The organism is Gracilibacillus timonensis (assembly GCF_900086715.1).
Taxonomy (GTDB): Bacteria; Bacillota; Bacilli; order Bacillales; family Amphibacillaceae; genus Gracilibacillus; species Gracilibacillus timonensis.
Map to the genome: position 1 here is coordinate 16997 of NZ_FLKH01000012.1, position 16629 is coordinate 33625.

The window sequence follows — 16629 nt, forward strand, 5'->3', positions numbered from 1 at the left end:
AAAAATAATGAATTTTCTTAAAACATTATAATAACTTATCTCACACCCAACCACCTTCAACCAAATAAAACATCTATTAACATTAGCGTTAAACCATAAAAATCCAAATAAATGATTCGAATAGCATATAAAAACGTTTGCGTTCTACATATTAAAAATTCATTATCATTTTTTCTAAGGTAATGGTTTTACAGATAAAACACTGAAGTATCACCATTTAAACATATGAAACAGAAATGATCTAGGCAAAAAAGAGTAATAAAAAATGACTATTGATTCAGTTTTTAGTCAGAACGAAGAAATTTTGATAAGAAAATGTATAGATGCTTTTCATATGATAAAGACACAGTGAATAAAGGCAGGTTGGGCATATGAAAAGTACAGAGATAACCAAGAAATCAATCAAAGGGAGAGTGGTTATACCGTATCAAATTCGTGATATGTATGGCGTCTCTAAGGGAGATACATTACAAATCAGCTTAGAGGAAAGTGAGATTATTCTCAGTAAGCCAGACTATAATCTTTTTGCGACAAGCATGCAAACGAAAATCGATGAACTTGGCAGGGTTAATATCCCGATGGAATTGCGCAAATATCTACATATTTCCAAGGATGATTATTTAACGATCACGCTAGAAGGGAATTATATTGTGATTAGGAAAGCAGTGAAATGCGTGGTAACAGGCAATACCAAGGGTGAAATCTACTATGTAGGTAATGGAAACATACCTATTAGTAAACCAGGTGCAGCGATGCTAATCGATGAAGTCAAGAACTTACTACAAAATCAGGAAGACTGGCAGGTGATCGGTGATGAAACCAATCGGCGTCATAAAACAAATGGATGATTTAGGTCGATTAGTCATTCCGTCATTAGTTAGAGAACACTTTAACTTTCAGGTCAATACGCCATTAGCTTGCAGCTATAAAAAGGGTTTTCTGATCATTGAACAAGCTAGTGGAGAACAATCCGATGCACGAAAATTGGATCGGCTCGGCCGCCTGTTAATCCCTTATCAATTAAGGATAGAGTATGGCCTGCATCCAGGAGACCATGTGGAATTTTACACGCAAGCTAATCGCATTGGCTTGAAGAAAGTTACACATGCAAGATGCCAGGTAACTGGTAAAACGGATGAACCTGTCTTTCCGCTATTGAATGGTCAGCTTCAAGTTAGCCAAGAAGGATTAGAAATCCTTTATCAAGATTTACAGCAATTATTGGAAGACTAGCTATCTACTTTTCGATAAGCCGAGATTATGCCGACAGTAGCTGTGGAAAATAGTATATCTTCTGTCTAGAGTTTGCTCTTTTTTTAACAGAAAAGAGTACTTTTGATGTTCAATAAACAAAAAAGGAGTCTTATGACCTATGAAACAGACATAATGTTCATTGATTGTTTAGAAGTTGGAAAGTTCACAAAGATAGACTAGAAGAGTACTAACTTACATTACTTTTAAGAAGAAAGGAGATTAGGCTTTGAAAAAATATCTGAGTTTATGGCTGATTTTCTTGCTGTTGATCCAGACAGCCGCTTCGGGTATGCTTCCGGCACAACTCGTGCAGGCACAGGAATCGCAGAATTCGATTTTTCAAGAACCTGCCGTAGTGGAAACGTCGGATGGCCGGGAATTACATATTGATTGGTCGTTAGCTGATCAAGAGATAATCCCAGGCGATTTGATTGCGTTAGAATCACCAATTGCCCTTGAAGTAGAGGACGGCAATTTAACAGCCGAAGAAACAGAGATTGCCGATTATAGCGTAGACGGACAATCTATTTCTGTTACTTTTTCAGAAGCCGCATTGGATTATCCTGAAGCGGAAGGGACGTTAGTATTAACCGTTGACGAACCAGAAGCTGTAGAAGAAACCAATGCAGAAGCAGAAGAAGCTGTGGAAGAGCAAGATCCCGCTGCAGAGGAAGAAGATGAAGTAACAGGGCAGGAAGAGAGCGGTTTTGAAGAAGAAACACCAGTATCAGAAGCAGAAGGAACAGAGGAAAATGTAGAAGAAGAAGGTGTGGAGGAGCAAGAATCTTCAGAAACTGAAAAAACAGAGCAAGAAGTAACAGGGGAAGAAGCAAATAATGAGAACAAAGAAGCCGAAGAAACTACCAAATCTGAGTTTGAAGAGGTTGAGGCGGATGTAGATCAGACAGAGGATATACCAGACATTGGAACTTCAAGCATTCAGCCACTTAGAGCATTAGGTAATATCTTTACTTTTGAATCTCTTACAATTGATAATGGTGTTGTTGGAGACGGAGATATTATTGAAATAGCAGATGGTACCATCGCTGACCTTAGATTTAGTTGGCATACACAGGGACTTAATGCTCAAGCTGGTGATACAGCAGAAATCGAACTTTCTGATGCCTTTAAAATGGTAACTACACCAACTCAAGATCTCATAGTTGATGGAACAAACGTAGGAACTTACCATGTTGAAAATGGTGTTCTAAAATTTGAGTTTAATGAAGGCATTGAAACTTCCGACGTTCAAAATGGATTTGTCAACCTTGGTTTAGAGTTCAATATGGAGAAATTTAGAGAAAATATTGAACAAGAAATTCCATTTAATGACGGTCACGAAAATAATATAACCGTTATTGCAAAACCAAATATAGACCACAGTGGTATTGACAAGGAAGGACATCCTGATACAGAGCATGATGCAAGAGAGGTCACCTGGACAATCGATGTGATCAATACCAATGATGAAGAGATAACAGACGCAACATTAGCGGATAACATTCCCGATGGATTAGGAGAAGCTAGAGATTTTGTGATTCATGAGTTAAGTGTAGGGTATGATGGAGATATAAGAGAAGGTGACGATGTAACATCTACGCTAAATCCATCTGCATTTCCAATTGATTTAGGCAATGTTGCACCTTTTAATGGTTATCGCGTGCAGTATACAACAACTATTGAAAATTATGCAGCAGAATCATTTACCAATGAGGCCACTTTTGAATACGGTGAAGAAAGTTTACCTGCCGATGCTACCATTGATGGATTAACAAGAAGTAATCCAATTGAAAAGGATGGCTGGCAAGTTGAAGATAGCGATGTTATTCAGTGGCAAATTGATGTCAATAAAAATGGAAGTATCATTCGTGAAGCAATTGTAGAAGATAGCTTGCCTGAGGGTTTAACCGTAGACCCAAACAGTATTGAAGTAGTAAGAATTACACAAAACGGAGATACTTGGAGTGAAGGAGACCCCCATGAGAATTTATTTACAGAATTCCCGATAAACTTAGGTGCATTAGGGCAAGATGACACCTATCGAATTAAGTTTAAATCAAATGTTAATTGGTCAGAAGTTAATGATAGTGATTATCAAAGAGAAAATGGTTTCCAAAATGAGGTAACTTTAAAAGATGGTGAAGATGAATTAAATAATGATGACGCAACAGTTAACATTGTGAGAGATCCTGTTCTTCGTAAAGTAGGGGCTTCCAATGTAGATTATGATAACAAAACAGTTACCTGGACCATTCATGTCAATGAAGCGGGCCATTCAATTGGAAATGTTGTGTTAACAGATTTAATTCCAGGAGGATTAGCCATTACAGCTGATGACATTGTGATCAGAGACGAGAATGAGGCAATATATATTCCAAACGACATTGAAATTAACCCTGACGCCGATGGTGGAACAGCAGTGGAAATCAACTTAGGAAATGTCGGTACAAAACATCTTAAAATTGAATACACCACTGCAATTACCGATTTCACTATCAATAATTTTAATAATAGCGTTGGCATGATAGGTGATGGTATTGGTGAAGACGGAGAAAATAGTAATGCAGAAATCCGACCAGAAGGAAACACGTATGATAAAAGTTTTGCAGGAATAGCCTACAACCAGAAAACAATGGATTGGCAACTAACTGTAAACCCTAGAAGAGAAGCAATCGATTCATTAGTAATAGAAGATACTTTCCCTAATAGGGGGATGATTTTATTACCAGGTTCAGTCGAAGTGCAACATGCTGGAGAGTCACTTGTAGAAGGTACAGATTATACGCTTGTCCCTCGAACAGAAGATGGTGAAACTGGCTATCACAAAGGTTTTACTATCGAATTTCTAGCTAATGCATTACCATTAGATGGTGGGCAATTAGTTGTGAATTATACAACTTCTTATGACCCGCAAAGAGTAGTTGATGGAAATACATTAGATCCACATGTGCGTGATGGAGAGCAAGATAGAGTATATCATAATCGTGTTAATTTTAATGGCGATACGGAAAATGATAATCCCATTGATGAAACTCGTAGTGCTGATACAACAGTAAGAGTAGACTCTTGGAACAGTGGTAAAAAAGAAGGGCAATTAATTAGTGTAGACAGTGAAGGTAACATAGTTGAAGAGAATGATTGGGTTAGCGGTAATGAAAGAAGAATTGCTTGGCAACTATACACAAACTATCAGCAACAAGACCTTGGAGAAAATGTCAGCATTACTGATACCTTAGGTTATACAGGGGAGATCGATGCAGATCGTATTCGAATTTCTGTTTATGATGTAGATGCTAATGGTGAAACTACTATTACAGATAATGTACTGAGCCCGAGCGAATATTCAGTAGTAGTGAATGGAAACGAGTTCACCATCACTTTTAACAACGAAGTAACCGAAAGATATGTAATTGAATTCACTACATCCGTACCAGATATCTCAGAATCAAATTATATTAACAACGCAATAGTTGAGGTTGAAGGTGAACCTTATCATTATGAAGCCACTATCAACTACAATGAGCATAATGACTTCTTGAAGAAAAGTACAATCGGTTTAGATGGTAATCAAGTATTTACCGGTGATGAAGTGGAGTGGGAAGCAACAGTCAACGAAAGTCTATCCATTATTCAGAATGCTGTGATTACAGATACCATTAGTGCAGGGCATGTTTATAAAGAAGATAGTCTTGAAATTTTCAGATCACATGATCAAGAAAATGCCTTAGAAGAAGGTATTGATTATGACCTTGAAGTTGTAGCGATAACGGATGAAAATGATGAACTTACTGGTGAAACAAACCTAGTTATCGACATGACTGAAGATTTAAAAGACACCTTAGTCTTACGGTATACTACGGTTGTAACTGAAACGGATGGTAATATTGGTAATAAAATCTCTTTAGATGGAACCTCTATTGAGAGACAAGAGCAAGAATCTAATCAATTAAATGCTAGGCAATTTTCTGACGCAGGCGGTGAATGGGCAGCGAATAGAGGCGCCTTAAGTGTTGCGAAAATAGATGCGGAGACTGAAGAAACAATTACCAACGAAGCGACCTTCACCTTATGGTATGAGCTAAATGGGGAAAGAGTTCAATATACACAAGAAGAGGCATTTACGACAGTAGATGGTGTTCTTGAAATTGGAAATCTACCACTTAGAACTTATTATCTAGTAGAAGAAGACGCACCAGCAGGATATGTTCTCTCAGAAGATGAAATAGAATTTGTTGTTGACACAGCTTATAATAACAATGAAGAGAACATTGTATCGAATACCTTCGAAAACACCAAGGAAAAAATCAACGTAACAGGCACGAAAGAATGGCAAGGCGGTGAAAATCAACGCCCTGAATCCATCGAGCTGCAATTATACAGAGATGGAGAAGCACTTGGCGATCCGGTAACCTTGGAAGACAGTGAAACAGAATATACGTGGTATGATCTTGATAGAACCGATATCGATGGCAATGCGTACGAATATATCGTCGATGAAGTCAATGTTCCAGACAACTACGAAAAATCTGTTTCCGATGATGGATTAACGATTACCAATGAATACGTATCTCCAACCACGGATATTTCCGTCGAAAAATCATGGGTGGATGCAGAAGATCAGGATGGTAATCGTCCAGAATCGGTTGAAGTCGCACTCTTTGCAAATGGTGAGGAAACAGATAAGGAAAACATCACGCTGAGTAATGACAATGAATGGCAAGCTTCTTTTACAGAACTGCCAGAGTTTGATAACAGTGGGTCTGCAATTATCTACACCGTTGAAGAAGTAAATGTGCCAGAGGAGTATGAGAGTGATGTTACTGGTGATGCTACAGACGGGTTTGTCATCACAAACAGCTATACACCAGGTAAAGTAGATATCCCGGTAGAAAAAGTTTGGGATGACGCTAATAATCAGGATGGCAATCGTCCGGATGGCATTAGAGTAAACCTGTTGGCAGATGGAGAAGAAACATCTCGAAATATCATCTTGAATGAATCAAACAATTGGGAAGCTTCGTTTACTGATTTAGATGAGTATCAAGATGGAGAACAGATTGAATATACCGTTGCGGAATCCAATGTTCCGGATGAGTATGAAAGTGCCGTTGGCGGAAATGCTGAAGATGGTTATACCATCACAAACAGCTACACACCAGAAGTAACAGATATTACGGTGGAAAAAGCTTGGGACGATGCCAATAATCAAGATGGTGAACGTCCAGACAGCATTACGATCCATCTGTATGATAATGATCATTCAGAATTTGTAGCAAGCGAAGAAATAACAGCAGATGAAGATGGTAATTGGTCGCACGTCTTTGAGAATTTACCAAAATATCGTGACGGCGTAGAAATCGCATACAGCATAGCAGAGGATACGGTAGAAGATTATTCCACTTCTATTTCTAATAATAGTGATGGAACATTTACCGTAACGAATGAACATACGCCAGAGCAGACTTCGGTTACCGTCAATAAACTCTGGGACGATGCCAATAATCAAGATGGCGAGCGTCCAGACAGCATTCGCGTTCAATTGCTCGCAGACGGTGAACCATTAGGAAATACGGTGCTCGTTACAGCAGGAGATAACTGGTCCTATACATGGTCTGGTTTAGATGCGAACCGTGATGGCGGGGAAACGATTGAATATACTGTCAAGGAAGTCGATGTTCCAACAGGATATGAGTCGGAAATAAACGATGAAAATCACGGTGCTATTACGATTACCAACAATTATGAGCCGGAATTGATTAATATCCCGGTAGAAAAGGAATGGGATGACGCCAATAACCAAGATGGCAATCGACCAGACAGTATCACGCTTAACGTTGTCAATGGAGCTTCTGAAATTGTTAAAACAGCAGAAGTAACTCCAGACGAAGATGGTAATTGGTCTCATGTATTTGAAGACTTACCTAAATACCAAGACGGTAATGAAATCGAATATCGTGTGACAGAAGATGCCATTGAAGGCTACTCTGTAACTACCGAAAAACAAGCAGATGGATTTGTCATCATCAACAGTTATACACCAGAACAAAAATCATTAACTGTTGTAAAAGGCTGGGAAGATGGTGACAACCAAGATGGTGTTCGTCCAGATAATGTCACCGTTCAATTATTCGCTGATGAAGAACCTGCTGGAAACCCTGTTCGTTTATCACAAGAAAATGATTGGACCCATACATGGACCGAATTGAATGTTAACCAAAACGGTGAGCCAATCCATTATACGGTGGAAGAAACAGAAATCCCAGAAGGCTATGAAGAACCGACAGTAACAGAACAAAATGGCAATGTGCTGATTACAAACAACCGCACGCTAGATACAGTAGACATCCCTGTTACCAAAGAATGGAATGATGCAGAGGATCAAGATGGAGTCCGTCCAGACAATGTAACAGTACAAGTTATCAATGATCGATCAGAAGTCGTTGATACTGTTGAATTAAATGAAGAAAACAATTGGACCCATACCTTTGAAAATTTACCAAAAAACCGTAACCAAGGTGAAGAAATTGGTTATCGTGTAACCGAAGATACAGTGGAAGGTTATTCCACAGAAATAGAAATAAGTGAAGATGATGAACGAATAATCACTAATGCTTATACACCAGAACAAACTTCGGTCACCGTTACCAAAGGCTGGCAAGATAACGATAATCAAGATGGCCTCCGTTCTGAACAAGTAGAAGTTCAATTGTATGCAGGAGAAGACGCAATTGGTGATACAGTTGCCTTGTCTGCAGAAAATGATTGGATGCATACGTGGTCAGGTTTGGACACTTATCAAAACGGTGGAGAAGAAATTGACTATACGGTTCAAGAAGTATCTATACCGGACGGCTATGAAGTTTCTGTCAATGATGAGGATCATGGAAATATCATATTAACCAACCATCACACACCAGAACAAACCAGTATTAATATCTCTAAAACATGGAATGACGCCAATAACCAAGATGGTATTCGTCCAGATTCGATTACAGTGAATTTATTTGCTGATGACGAAAAAATCGCCTCCATCGAATTAAATGAATCCAACAACTGGCAAGCAAATATCACCGAGCTAGATAAATTTAAAAAAGGTGAATTAATCGACTATACGGTGGAAGAACTAACCGTGGATGGTTATGAATCCGAAACAACCGGAAATGCAGCCGATGGTTATATCATTACTAATATCCATGAACCAGAGCTAATTGATTTAGCAGGAACGAAAGAATGGAATGATGGTAACAATCACCATGACCAACGTCCAGACTCCATCACCGTTAATCTTTTAGCTAATGGAGAGAAAGTAGATTCTGTTGAAGTAACATCAGAAACAGATTGGACATTCGTATTTACAAACCAGCCAAAATTCGAGAATGGCGAAGGAATTAATTACACCGTTGTCGAAGAAAAAGTAGATGGCTACGTGAGCTCTGTCGATGTAAAAGATCTGAATAATGTCGTCATTGTGAACCGCCCTGAAAAAGTAAGCGTCGGCGACTACGTCTGGTTCGATGAAAACCGAGATGGTCTGCAAGATGATACAGACATTCCAGTCGAAGGTGTTGTATTAACACTTGAAGATGAAGATGGCAATCTAGTAACCGATGTATATGGTGATCCAGTAGAACCAACCACTACTGATGATGAAGGTTGGTATACATTCGACAATCTGCCAATCGATCATACGTACACTGTTCGCATTGATCGTGAGGCATCGGAGGACGCCTTAAGAGGTTACGAACCAACATTGCATGAAGAAGGAGACGACAATGCAGTTGACTCCTCAACATGGGAAGCCACTTCTCGTCACTTAACAGAGGACGAAGAACGAGATCCAACCTTAGATTTCGGTTTCGTTAAATCGAAGAGAGTAAGTGTCGGCGACTATGTTTGGTACGATGAGAACCGAGATGGTCTGCAAGATGACACAGACATTCCAGTCGAAGGTGTTGTATTAACGATTGAAGATGAAGACGGTAATCCAGTAACCGATGTGTACGGAGAGCTAGTCGGACCAACCACAACGGATGAAAATGGCTGGTATACATTTGATGATTTACCAGCAGATCATACGTATACGGTTCACATTGATCGTGAAAAATCGGCAGACGTTCTACAAGATTACGAACCAACGTTGGATGAAGAAGGAGACGACAATGCAGTTGACTCCTCAACATGGGAAGCCACTTCTCGTCACCTAACAGAAGACGAAGAGCGTGACCCAACCCTAGACTTTGGCTTTGTAAGAGTAGTAACTGATCTATCAGGAACGAAAACATGGAATGATGCCGATAATCAAGATGGCAAACGCCCAGATTCGATCATGGTTCATCTTTTAGCAAATGGAAAAGAAGTAGATTCTGTTGAAGTAACAGCAGAAACAGATTGGACATTTGCGTTTATCAATCAGCCAAAACTTGAGAATGGCGAAGAAATTAATTACACCGTTCAAGAAGACAATGTAGAAGGTTATTCAGCTGCGATGGATGGCATGAATATCACCAACAGTTATACGCCAGAACAAACCAGTATCAATGTGGTGAAACACTGGAACGACGGTAATTATAAAGAGGTACGCCCAAAGGCTATTACCATTAATTTATTAGCCGATGGTGAAAAAGTAGATTCTAGAGAGTTAAACAAATCGAACAACTGGCAAGCTGATTTTACTGGCTTAGATCTCTTTGCCGACGGAGAAGAAATTGACTATACCGTTGAAGAAGAAGAAGTTACAGGCTATGTGAGCTCTGTCGAAGTAAAAGATTCGAGCAACGTAATCATCGTGAACAGTCCCAAGAAAGTAAGTGTCGGCGACTATGTTTGGTACGATGAGAACAAAAATGGTTTGCAGGATGAAACAGACATCCCAATCGAAGGTGTGGTACTAACGATTGAGGATGAAGATGGTAATCCGGTAACCGATGTGTACGGTAATCTAGTTGGACCAACCACCACCGATGAAGATGGCTGGTATACATTCAACGATTTACCGATCGATAATACGTATATTGTTCGCATTGATCGAGAAGCATCAGCTAAGGCGTTGGAGGGATATGTACCAACCTTAGAAGGAGTAGGCGATGATATCACGATCGACTCTTCTACTTGGTTTGCAACTTCTCGTCATTTAACAGAAGACGAAGAACGTGATCCAACGCTAGACTTTGGTTTTGTCAAAGAGGAACTTGGAGAGCCAGAATCTCCTGATCCAGCAGATCCGGCGAAACCAGCAGATCCTGGAGATCCAGAGGAACCGACTAAGCCTGAAGATCCAGAAACAACCGATCCAGGTGAAGGGGACACCGAGAGCACTACTGATCAACCAGGATCCGATGAAACAGGTGATGGTGAATTGCCAGCGACAGCAACCAACACCTTCAATTTGTTACTAATCGGTTTAGCTTTAACAATCTTAGGCGGCGCATCCATCTTGATCGCCAAACGCAGAAAAGAGTCCTAAGTAAGAGATGACAGAAAAGCCCTTACCATTGCGGTGAGGGCTTTTCTTCAAATAGGCTTAGAAATATGAAACGATGGAGGTTGGCAAATAAAGCTTCATCACTTCGTGGATATTCTGACTACCACCAGAAAAAATGACGCCCAAAATCTCGTCGAAAGCACGAAAAAAGATCGTCATTCCGAAAATGACGACCACAACAAGTTTTTATCTTGAGATTCTTAGCTACAAAGACTCAACGGAGTACCTTAACCAACAAATAAAACATCAACTCAGCTTCAGCTCTCCATCCACTCCTGATACCATTTCCTAATGGACGGTTGAATCGAAACGTCCAAATCTTTTAAGGTTGATCTTAATAGTTTATAATGATGATGTACAAGCATGCCATAATTCAAGGAAGCGTATAACCGCATTAATTTCCAGGCGATGGTCTCATCATCAGGTTTTATTTCCGTAATGTATGTGTACCATTCAATCGCTTTATCCAACTGATGATGGTCAAAATAGTAGTTAGCTAGTTTAACAGTCTTGGATAGCCATATTCTTTCTATTTTATATCGTTCGGCTTCTAGCCATATATAATCATTATTGTGTAAATAACTTCCAGGGTAAGTCTTTAATAAATCTTCATAATAACTCAAGGTATCTTCTCGAATAGACGTATCTTTTTTTAATTGTTTCTCCCACTCCAGACGGTCAACCGTGACTCTATGTAATTCTAACAGGTAACCATCATGAATATTGGTAATCGTAATATGATTGTTAAAACTGCCAAGTGTTTTACGTATGTGATAAATAGTGACATAGAGTTGAGCATATGCTTTCTGTAGCTCAATATCTGGCCAAAATAATTCAATCAGCTGGCTTTTCAATACACTTTGTCCTTGCTGATGTAATAAGTACAAAAATAACTCTTTCGTTTTCGATGTACGCCATTTTATTTTTCGTGTTTCCGTTTCATCAGCAAATTGGAACCTTAAATCTTGAAAGATGTCAATATGTAAATGTTTGTGAGCCGGTACTTGTTTACTTTGACTTTCAATGAGATAATCAATTCGTTTTAAGGTGACATTCAATCGTTTCACATCAACTGGCTTAAGTAAGTAGTCTAAGGCGTGGATTTTAAATGCTTCTATGGCATACTGATCATATGCCGTGACGAAAACTAAACTAATAGCTGGGTTTATTTCGATAATAAGTTCTGCTAATTCCAGACCGTTTATGCCAGGCATTTCAATATCCAAAAACACAATATCTGCTTGTTGAATAAGCGATTCACGCTGCTCAATACTGGCATCTTGGAATTTGTGCATTTGTGTTATTCGATTGGTCTTTTTCAACTGGTGTTCAAGGAAATCAAGGGCTAAGGGTTCATCGTCGAATAATAAAGCTCGCATGATAAATTCACCTGACCTTTTTGAGAGATTGATGTTGCTCTGGTAGTATAAAATGAGTAAATAATCGTAGTAAACAAATCTCAAATAAAATGTATAGTATATTTTAATTATAAAGGATAAAAAAGCGTTTATAAAGAGATTGATACCTCATTCTTGGTATCAAAAACAATGATTATCTAGTGCAAAAGGAATATAAAATCTGGTTGGGTTGTGTGATATAATAGTGTACGAAAAAAGTTTATACTGATAAATTGAAAGATGATACTTCTAACTAAATCGCTCTCATGTTGCTGGGATGATAAAGCAGAAGAACACCAATTATGTTGAGTTCAGGGACAGGAAGAGGGAGGATGTATATGAAACGACAAAATATCAGACTACTTAGTTTTCTCCTTCTATTTCTTCTCTGTTTAATGGGTCTGCGCTTCATTTGGATGGGGATATTCCAAGAAAATTACCAACCGGATATTCAAAATGGTGTCATTGATTTACGAGAATGGCGATGGGAAGAGCAGGAAACTTTATTACTTAATGGAGAATGGAAGTTTTATCCCTCGCAATTTATGATGGATGAGACACTATCTGAACCAGTTACAGAAATGGTTCCAGGAGGCTGGAAGGATACATTAGGTTCTCCATTTGGGTATGGCTCTTATCGATTACAAATCAAAGTGGATCCGCAGCAAGATGAACCATATGCATTATACATACGGGAAGTTCGTACATCAGCAGAGATTTATGTGAATGGACAAAAAGAGGCAGAAGTGGGACGACCAGCTAAAACAGAAGCAGCCTATCAAGCAGATTTAATGCCCCGAATGATTGTTCTTACCCCCGATGAAACAGGTAATCTGGACATTGTGATTCAAGCAGCCAATTTTAAAGACAGCAGAAATGGTGGTATTAATTTCTCGGTCCGGCTTGGGACAGAGTCTGCCATAACCAATGACGTGCAACTTTCGAATTATTTACAAGTTTGTATTGCGGCTGTGCTTTTTATTTTCTTACTGTTTAGTTTGATTATTTATGCTATTGGAGATCGCGAGAAAAAAATTCTCTATTTTGCCTTGTTGAGCTTTAGTCTGTTTACTGGTTTTCTATTCTATTCTGGCGGGAAAGTCTTTCAGCAGTTTGTCAATATTAGCTATGACCTGGAATATTGGCTGATTCATACAGTGTACTTAATCATTTTTTATGCCCTAGTGCAGTCAACCGATCACCAAAAACTGCCGTATTGGCCTAAACTGTTCCCTTTTTGGAAATGGGGGATGATAATCCTCGCTATGGTCAGCTACTTTTTGCCCATGTCATTAGTGTTTACGATACGACCCATTTATAATATATTTGCCTTTATTACCGTTATTATTGTGATTGCTTCTGTTATGCAAATGTTGCGAAACAATAAAGCCGTTACACTAGTGTTATGTAGTTTTATCGCTATTTCGCATCATGGGATATGGAATTATTTAAGGGATGGGCAAGGGATGCGTCTGACGTTTTATCCGTTTGATCTAGTGATTGCCTTAATCTGCTTTTCCTTGGTTTTAGTCCAACGATATTTTAACGTGTACAAAGAAACGAATGAATTGGCCAATAGATTAAAGCAAATCAATCGAGAGAAGGATCAATTTCTTGCGAACACGTCGCATGAATTCCGTAACCCGTTAAATAGTATCTTATTACTATCCCAGTCAGTGAAGGAGCGAGAAGAAGCAAATCTGTCTAATAGAAGCATCCACGAATTAGATACGGTCCTGAATGTGGGTAGGCAGATGAATCTATTATTGACCGATTTACTAGAAGCAAGAAGACTGGAAGATAGTAAACCAAATCTGCATAAACAGGCGATTATATTAGAGCCAATCGCCACTATGGTATTGGATGTCTTAAATGCTTCCTCTAGTGTGAAAAAACTGGAAACGATTAATCAAATTCCAAAGAATTTTCCAGCAGTATATGCCGATGAAAATCGCGTGCGGCAGATTATCTATAATTTAGTCGATAATGCCGTTAAATATACCAATCATGGTCAAATTATATTATCTGCATTGGTGAAAGATTCGTTTGCGGAAATCTATGTTTCAGACACGGGAATTGGTATCAGCCCAGACAAGCAAAAGCAATTGTTTCTCCCGTATGAACAGGGGCAAAGTTCTGCCCCTATTTCTGAAGGTGGTTTTGGCTTAGGTTTATCGATTACCAAGCAACTAGTCGAACTGCATGGTGGTACGATTCGAGTCTCAGCTAATGAAGAGCAAGGAACGACCTTTGCTTTTACATTGGCACTGGCAGACCCGGAGACGGCGGTTTCCTTACCTCAAGATGGTATAAGATCTACTAGTCAAGCAGAAGAGAGCGAACCCCTCTTTCCAAATCGTAAGGAACTTGCGCCGACTGTTTTAATAGTGGATGATAATCCAGCTAGTTTGCTTGCTATCGAGGCGTCCCTTCCTGCTGAAGTATATGAAACGGTGCTTGTATCGGATGCTCATCAAGCGTTGGAAGAATTGAAAAAAAGAAAATGCGATATCGTTATTTCCGATATCATGATGCCGGAAATATCTGGGTATCAACTAACGGAAATGATCCGTCAGCGGTATTCATTGACAGAACTTCCTGTATTATTGTTGACGGGTGGAAACACGGATCTGCCATCTGCCTTTATGGCTGGTGCCAATGATTTTGTCACAAAGCCGGTTGATCCGATTGAATTGAAGGCAAGGATGGACTCCTTGATATCACTGAAACATGTGGCGGAGCAGCAACTACAACTAGAAACAGCATGGCTGCAAGCTCAGATTCAACCACACTTTATATTTAATACGCTAAATGCCATTATGGCCTTTAGTGAATGGAATATCGAGGAAATGAAGAAGTTATTGAATGAGTTTAGTCATTTTCTCAGAAGTAAATTCCAGTTCCAACAGATGGAATCCTTAATACCTTTAGAAGAAGAATTAAATATTGTTCGTTCTTATTTGTATATCGAACAAGTCCGCTTCCAGGATGCCTTGCATGTCAAGTGGGATCTGGACAGTTGTCAACAAGTGCAGGTACCTTTTTTAACCGTACAGCCTTTGGTGGAAAATGCGGTAAAACATGGTATTAGAGACAAGCAAGGGGAAGGTACGGTCACCATCAAAGTGAAGAAAATCCCGCAAAAGTCTAAACTGCGTATTACAATTGAAGATGATGGAACAGGTATGGAGTCAACGGAGATATCCATGAGCAATAGAAACGGTGAATCTGGTGTAGGAATTGCCAACGTAGAAAAAAGATTAAGACGTTTTCTGGATCAAGGATTAACGATCGAGAGTTCTCCAGGGAAAGGAACGAGCATATCATTTGAGATAGATATTGATGATTGAAATACCTTCCATCCGCAAGAACCTGATAGCTACGGATTACAACACAAAGGAGCGATTGGATGAAATGCATCATTCTAGCAGCTGGCTATGCGACAAGACTGTATCCATTGACCAAAAATAAGGCGAAACCATTATTGGAGATAGGAGGTAAACCACTGATCAATCATATTATGGAGAAGATTGAACCGATTGATAGCATCGATCGTGTCTATGTGGTTACCAATCAGAAATTTGCCGCAAGCTTTGAAGAATGGGCGAAAGATAGTGCCTGGCAAAAGCCATTAACCATTGTCAACGATGAGACCACATCGAACCAAGATCGCCTAGGAGCTATTGGCGATATCGCATATGTTATCAACCAACAACAAATCAAGGATGATACGATGGTCTTAGCCGGTGATAATCTGTTTGACTTTGATTTAACCGATTTTGTTCAATTCTATCAGTCAGCACAAACGGATTGTATTACTTATCATAAGTTGGAAGATAAAGAAGCCTTGCAACAAATTGGTGTGATGACCTTAAATGAACAGGGAGAGGTTCAGACGTTTGAAGAAAAACCAAAGGTACCAAAATCAAACTTAGCAGTCCCACCTTTTTACATTTATCAACAGTCAACTTTGCCGTTGCTAAGACAATATATAAGAGAAGACAATAATCCAGACGCCCCAGGTAACTTCATCCCATGGCTTATCAAGCATCGTCCTGTCCAAGCATTTCCGCTGGCAGAGGCTTGTTACGATATCGGTACCTTAGAAAGTTATCGGAAGGTGCAGTCGTTGTTTTAAAAAGCGAAAGAGTATAGTATATTAGCGATCTCTGCTTGGGTTAAAGCAGAGTTTTTTTGTCAGATAATAAAGCATATGATCCTTGGTATAATAAGACTTGGAATGATTTTGACCTGGAACGAACCGCGATACCGATAAGTTGGATGATGTTAAGTCGCCAGTCCAACTATTCCATCTAGTAAAGTTGATTGTTTGTGCTAAGAAGCGCTCCGAAAATAGCTTCCGCTTTCACCCACCGGGCATAAGTCAATAAGCGATTCGAGCACAGAACGCTCTCATCGTGTTTTCTATACCGTAAGACAAGGGGGTTCAGTCTCTTCGTCAACCAACCGATGGGATCTTTACACTGTGCTTTGATG

At 39.3% G+C, this 16629-nt stretch carries 6 protein-coding genes; 5 read left to right on the top strand and 1 reads right to left on the bottom strand.

The window, feature by feature from the left end; genetic code table 11:
- Nucleotides 1-371: 371 nt before the first annotated feature.
- The 3 genes from BN6556_RS11380 (at nucleotide 372) to BN6556_RS21935 (ending at nucleotide 10717) form a co-directional block, all read left to right on the top strand.
- The gene (locus BN6556_RS11380) at nucleotides 372-848 is read left to right on the top strand and encodes an AbrB/MazE/SpoVT family DNA-binding domain-containing protein (protein WP_066191394.1); all 477 of its coding nucleotides are present in this window, start codon (nucleotides 372-374) and stop codon (nucleotides 846-848) included.
- Nucleotides 814-1233, top strand: a complete 420-nt coding sequence (locus BN6556_RS11385) for an AbrB/MazE/SpoVT family DNA-binding domain-containing protein (RefSeq protein WP_078060073.1) — start codon at nucleotides 814-816, stop codon at nucleotides 1231-1233. The genes BN6556_RS11380 and BN6556_RS11385 overlap by 35 nt, the downstream gene beginning before the upstream one ends.
- Nucleotides 1234-1480: 247 nt before the next feature.
- Complete coding sequence (locus tag BN6556_RS21935) at nucleotides 1481-10717, top strand: Cna B-type domain-containing protein (protein WP_066191397.1); 9237 nt, start codon at nucleotides 1481-1483, stop codon at nucleotides 10715-10717.
- Between the two features lie 275 nt (nucleotides 10718-10992).
- On the opposite strand, the gene BN6556_RS11395 is transcribed toward BN6556_RS21935, so the two are convergent.
- Nucleotides 10993-12114: a response regulator gene (locus tag BN6556_RS11395; RefSeq protein ID WP_066191400.1), complete on the bottom strand. Its 1122-nt coding sequence runs from the start codon at nucleotides 12112-12114 to the stop codon at nucleotides 10993-10995.
- A 356-nt stretch (nucleotides 12115-12470) separates the two neighbouring features.
- Between BN6556_RS11395 and BN6556_RS11400 the strand changes: the two genes are divergently transcribed.
- On the top strand, nucleotides 12471-15482 hold the full coding sequence (locus tag BN6556_RS11400; protein WP_066196283.1) for a hybrid sensor histidine kinase/response regulator: 3012 nt from the start codon (nucleotides 12471-12473) through the stop codon (nucleotides 15480-15482).
- Between the two features lie 59 nt (nucleotides 15483-15541).
- Complete coding sequence (locus BN6556_RS11405; RefSeq protein ID WP_066191403.1) at nucleotides 15542-16270, top strand: nucleotidyltransferase family protein; 729 nt, start codon at nucleotides 15542-15544, stop codon at nucleotides 16268-16270.
- The last annotated feature ends 359 nt before the right edge of the window (nucleotides 16271-16629 follow it).